This is a genomic window from Candidatus Endomicrobiellum cubanum, assembly GCF_031278955.1.
Taxonomy (GTDB): domain Bacteria; phylum Elusimicrobiota; class Endomicrobiia; order Endomicrobiales; family Endomicrobiaceae; genus Endomicrobiellum; species Endomicrobiellum cubanum.
Map to the genome: position 1 here is coordinate 1 of NZ_JAITJM010000027.1, position 5847 is coordinate 5847.

Consider the following 5847-nt stretch of genomic DNA (forward strand, 5'->3'; position numbering starts at 1 on the left):
TTATGGAGCACAAGTTGATTTTATAGAAAATATAAGGCCAATTGTGAAAAATTTGTTGATAATCTTGTCACTGTTTTTTGTATTTGATACTGGAAGTGTAATTTTTTTATCTGTTCTTAGAGGAGCTGGCGATACATTTTATGTTATGAAAATATTTGTTTTGTTCTCCTTGTTTTTAGAAATATTACCTGTATATCTTAACGTAATAGTATTTAAACAAAATGTGTTTGTAGCGTGGGGGACTTTTCTTGTATACATTATAGCTCTATGTTTGAGTTTTTATTTTAGATATAAGTCTGCTAAGTGGGAAAAAATGCGTGTTATAGAGATGGATATAATAAATGGGTAATAAAATACTATGATTAAAATTTCTAATTTGAATAAATCTTTTGGCAATAGGATATTGTTTGATGATTTAAATTTAAACATAAACGCAAAAGATAAAATTGGACTTGTTGGTAGAAATGGACATGGTAAAACCTCGTTATTTAAAATGATTTTAAATAAAATTGACTATGATTCCGGGTCTATTAGTATGCCTAAAAATTATAGGTTAGGTTATTTAGAACAACACATAAATTTTACTTGCCCAAGCGTTTTAGAAGAAGTTTGTCTTGCTCTTCCTATAAACCAGGAAGATGAAAAATGGAAAGCAGAAAAAATTCTTTCTGGATTAGGCTTTTCTACGGATGATATGTATAAAAATCCCTTAGATTTTTCAGGTGGATATAAGATACGTATTAACTTGGCAAAAGTTTTATTGCAAGATGCCAATATGCTTATGTTAGATGAACCTAATAATTACTTAGATATTGTTGCAATAAGGTGGTTAAGCGGTTTTTTACTTTCTTGGCAAGGCGAGCTTATGCTTATAACTCATGACAGAAATTTTATGGATGCTTGTATTACGCATTGTGTGGCAATACATAGAACAAAAGCAAGAAAAGTGGAAGGAACTACATATAAACTTTACGAGCAACTAGCAAAGGAGGAAGAGATATACGAAAAAACAAGAGTAAATATAGAAAAGAAAAAAAAGCAAACAGAACTATTCATAAGACGTTTTAGAGCAAAGGCTAGACTAGCGGGTATGGTTCAGTCGCGTATTAAGTCTTTGGAAAAGCAAGAAAATTTGGAAGAATTATCAAAAATAGATAGTCTTGATTTTTCTTTCTCGGGATTGAATTTCTATGCTTCTAAAATGTTGGGCGTCTATAATTTATCATTTGGTTATACAAAAGATTTGCCTTTAATAAAAAAACTAAATTTTGATATTTTAAAAAATGATAGAATATGTGTCATTGGTAAAAATGGTAAGGGGAAATCTACCTTATTAAAACTACTTGCAGAAAGGTTAAACCCTTCAGATGGGATTATAAAAAAACATCCAGATTTAAAGACGACTTATTTTGTACAGTCTGACACTGCAAATTTAAATCCTAAAAAAACTGTTTATGAAGAAATAATCAGCTCAAGTCCAGCCTGTTTACCTCAAAAGGCAAGAAATATTGCCGGTGCTGTAATGTTTAGTGGGGATGATGCTTTAAAAAAGATTGAAATTTTAAGTGGTGGAGAAAAAAGCAGAGTCCTTTTAGGGAAAATTTTGGCAAACCCCTGCCATTTATTGCTTCTTGATGAACCTACAAACCATTTAGATATAGAATCTTGTGAAAGTTTAGTAGAAGCAATTAATGAATTCTCGGGTTCTGTCGTTATGGTTACGCATAATGAAGAAATTTTACGTAGAGTTGCTACAAAACTTATAGTTTTTGACAGAGATGAGATCTCAGTTTTTGATGGTACATATCAAGATTTTCTTGATACAAAAGGATGGGAAGACGAAAGCGGTATGTTAAAAAGAAAAACTTCTACGCAAGTAGTTTTAAAAAAAGATAGAAATGAGATAAAAAAAGTCAAAGCTAAGCTAATACAGGATAGGTCTAAAGAGCTAAAACCTTTGGAAGAAAAAGTTAAAACAATTGAAAAAGATATATTCGATTTAGAGAAGGAATTAAATTTAAATACACAACAGCTTATTATTGCTTCTACAGAAAAAAACATTGCTTTTTTATCTGAGAGTTCTAAACTTAATAAAGGTTTAAAAGATAAAATAGAAAATTTATATAAAGAACTGGACGTAACCACTAAAATTTTAGAACAAAAGTCAGAGTATTTTGCGCGGCTCATAAATGATAGTATAAAAACGATAGGATATTAAGATGAATATTTTTTCTAAACTGAAACAAAAAATTGTTAGCAACTTAAATCCTGACTTAATAATTAAAATTAAGCGTTTGTGGATGGAGTATGTTTTGCCACAATGGAAACTTTTGGCGTTGTCAATGATTTTTATGGGTGCTTATGCTGGGGCAAATGTGTGGTCAGTGAGTTTGCTTAAACCTGTTTTTGATAAAGTTTTTATAGAACAAAATAGAAATATTTTGTTTACAATTGCGCTAGAAGTTTTAATTGCGTTTGGAGCAAAATGTTTTGCTCAATATTTTCAGAATATTACAATGATAATGTTAGGGGCAAATTTTACAAAAAGACTGCAAGGTGATTTATATGAAAAATTTATTGCTCAAGATTTAGAATTTTTCCATAAAAATAATTCCGCTAGTCTTATAGTTTATTTTACGCAAGATTTAAATGTGATAAGAGATGTAATACTTAATTGTGTTACAACTCTTGTTAGAGACGCTTGTTCTGTTGTCGGTTTAATAGTCCTTATGTTTTGGAAGAGTTTTGATATGGCAGCAGCTATGTTTATATTGTTTCCTATAGGTTTTTATCCAATGGTATATTTTGGAAAAAAAATAAAAAAGATTTTTAGTAATCAGCAAATTTCATTTGGATCTTTATATGCAATTTTAGCTCAAGCTTTCCAAGGGATAAAAATTGTAAAATCTTATAACTTGGAAGCAATGGAATCTCAAAAAGTTAGGAGTAGTGCTGAAGCAATAGCCAATATAGAAGTAAAATTGTCAAAAAATAATCATGTTTTAAGTCCATTAATGGAATTTTTGGGAGGAGTAGCGGCAGCTTGTACACTTGCCTACGGTGGTTATAGAATTATACACGGTACTCTTACCACTGGGGATTTTGTGGTATTTTTAGTAGCTATCGTTGCTGCATACCAGCCTATGAAATCTCTAGCAAATTTGAATGCTCGTTTCCAAATGGGGATAGCAGCTATTAATCGAGTCTTTTCTATAATGGATAAAAGACCTGTTATAGTTAATAAATCTGATGCCAAAGTTTTTGAAGTTAGAAAAGGCGTTATAAAAGTGAACAATGTTAAATTTGATTATGCCCAAGGTGTTGAGGTATTACATGGTATTAATTTAGAAGTAAACGAAGGAGAAAGAATTGCTGTAGTTGGAGCTGCTGGTTCTGGTAAGTCTACTTTAATAAATTTAATATTAAGATTTTACGATGTTAAAGAAGGAAGTATAAAAATAGATGGGCAAGACATTAGAGATGTAACAATAGAATCTTTAAGGGATAACATTGCTTTCGTTTCTCAAGATGTTGTTCTTTTTGACGATACAATTAAGAAAAACATATTAATGGGAAAACCTGATGCCACAGACGAAGAAGCTATTAATGCTGCTAAACAGGCAGCAGCTCATAATTTTATTATAAATCAAAACCAAGGTTATGATACGGTTGTAGGGGAACGTGGTAGCAATTTGTCTGGTGGGCAAAAACAAATGATATCTATTGCAAGGGCTATGCTAAAAAATGCACCGATACTTTTACTTGATGAAGCTACAAGTTCTCTTGATTCAAAATCTGAACGTATGGTACAAGAAGGGCTTAAAAGATTAATGAAAGGTAGAACTTCAATAGTAATAGCTCATAGATTGTCCACAATTATTAATTCAGATAAAATTTATGTATTTGAGTCAGGAAATATTCTAGAATCAGGCACACATGCACAACTTCTAGCTTTAAATAGCTATTATGCAAATCTTTATAAAATTCAATTTATGCAAGATTAAAATAGTATTTACAAATTTTCCGTCAATACTATTCTTGTTGAGACTTATTGGTCTATAGGAAAATATATAGTTGAGCATAAACAAGGTGGAAAAATAAAGGCTGAATACGATCTGAACTATTGGATAAATTATCAAAAGATTTAACTTTTGCATACGGAAAGAGATGTAGTCGTTCAAATTTAGTTTATATCCGCAAGTTATAAATTATGAAACGCTATATCAAGGCTTGTAAAGAAGAAAAATGGAGCGTTAGAAAGCTCAAGTGGCAAATGGACTATAATAAATTGACTGAGTACCCTGCAATATTCCATTGTTTGTCTATATAGTTGCGTTTTTGTTCAGAATATTTGTCTCTATTGTCTAACCAATACAAATAGTTCTTTATATTTTCTTTTCTTGTTTCTTGAAGTATTTGTTCATATAATAAGAGGGAATTTTATCACTATTTTCGATTTCTTCAAAAGATGTGTCTGGGAGAGGAAACATTACTTAAATCTAAAGACGATGCTTTTACTGTGTCTGTGCTGGCAATAGATAATGGGGTAAACACTAAAGCAAATAGAAATAAAAGGACTTGCTCTCATTAAGGTGATTTGTTTGTTCCCTGTGCATAAAGAATCTAATACCTGACTTGACCTTTCGGGCTAACCCTAATGCTCAAGTCAGGAGAATCTAATACGAGGCTATGGCCTTTATTTTAATTAAATTGTGTTGCTAAATTAATTGTTTAGACAGGTAAGTGAATTTATCAAAATTTTAAAAACAGGTCAACTCACATACTTAAATTTATATTTTTACGTATTTATTGAAAAATTTATGTCTAGTCTCTTTGTTTAAAACAAACCAGCATATAAATCTGCCAATCCATTTAGGTAAAACTTTACTTAAAGAATTTATATTAGATTTATAATAATTAGCTAAGAAGAAAGAGGTAAAAGGTGTTTTATGAGCATAAAACCACCAAAGTTCAGCAAATTTTAAATTTTCAGAATGCATACTCCATGGTTTTTTGCCGCCACATGAAAAATGAATAATTTTTGCATTATCATAAGAAAAATTGTACCCTTCCGGTAAAAAAATTATTTTATCTTTGCATGTGATATTTATTATGTCCTGATCATGAAAAGGGAAACTTTCTCTTTCTGCTAATTTTAACCAGCATACATGTATTTTATTATTTCTTATATTTTTTAGATTTAGCAATAACACACCAGAGTTTATGTATTGTTCTTTTTTTGCGATAGAACAGATTTTATATTTTTTCCAAAGACTATGCTGGTCATTTCCCTTATATCCATCCTTTGTAGCTGCTATATAATAGTTAGTTAGGTCTATAGAGTATAAATCTTGCATGTCGTCATTAAAAATCAAATCTACATCTGTATAAATTACTTTATCTATACTAGGAGGTAATACTTGTGGCAATAGAAGTCTGTAATACATAGGTTTATATTGTTTTGATTTTATATTAGTTAGTTTGTGTTCTACATTTATAAATTTTATGCTATTAAATGATGAGTATTTTTTTAAATTGGATTCCAAAATATTTTGTATTGTTGTATTTATGGAATTTGAAATAAGACAATATATACTGTACTTAGTTGTATTTTTAGAAGTTTCAAGCAGACTAGTTATGGTAACTCCTGCTTGCATCCAAAGATTTTCGTCAAAACAAAAAGCTACATTAATCTCTTTAGTATTCATTTTGGTCTCACCTTTTTAGTATTTTATGCAATATAACACAGCGTAATTTACAGGCCTACTTTCGTTAGCAGTATTATTAATTCCTAGGTCAAACGAAACATTTTTGATGTAATATTTCGATGAATTCCCCGAACCAAAA

General features: G+C 30.1%; 2 protein-coding genes and 2 pseudogenes. 3 read left to right on the plus strand and 1 reads right to left on the minus strand.

Translation table 11 applies throughout. The annotated features are described in order from the left end of the window. The 3 genes and pseudogenes from LBD57_RS02705 to LBD57_RS02715 form a co-directional block, all read left to right on the plus strand. Positions 1-349 (plus strand): annotated as a pseudogene (locus tag LBD57_RS02705) (hypothetical protein); the annotation flags it as partial. 9 nt (positions 350-358) lie between these two features. Continuing rightward, positions 359-1843 (plus strand): annotated as a pseudogene (locus LBD57_RS02710) (ABC-F family ATP-binding cassette domain-containing protein); the annotation flags it as partial. 376 nt (positions 1844-2219) lie between these two features. Further along, the gene (locus tag LBD57_RS02715) at positions 2220-4004 is read left to right on the plus strand and encodes an ABC transporter ATP-binding protein (RefSeq protein WP_373469807.1); all 1785 of its coding nucleotides are present in this window, start codon (positions 2220-2222) and stop codon (positions 4002-4004) included. 786 nt (positions 4005-4790) lie between these two features. Here the strand turns inward: LBD57_RS02715 and LBD57_RS02720 are convergent. Then, positions 4791-5708 carry a glycosyltransferase family 8 protein gene (locus LBD57_RS02720; RefSeq protein WP_373469808.1) on the minus strand — a complete coding sequence of 306 codons (918 nt, stop codon included), beginning with the start codon at positions 5706-5708 and terminating at the stop codon, positions 4791-4793. Positions 5709-5847: the final 139 nt, after the last annotated feature.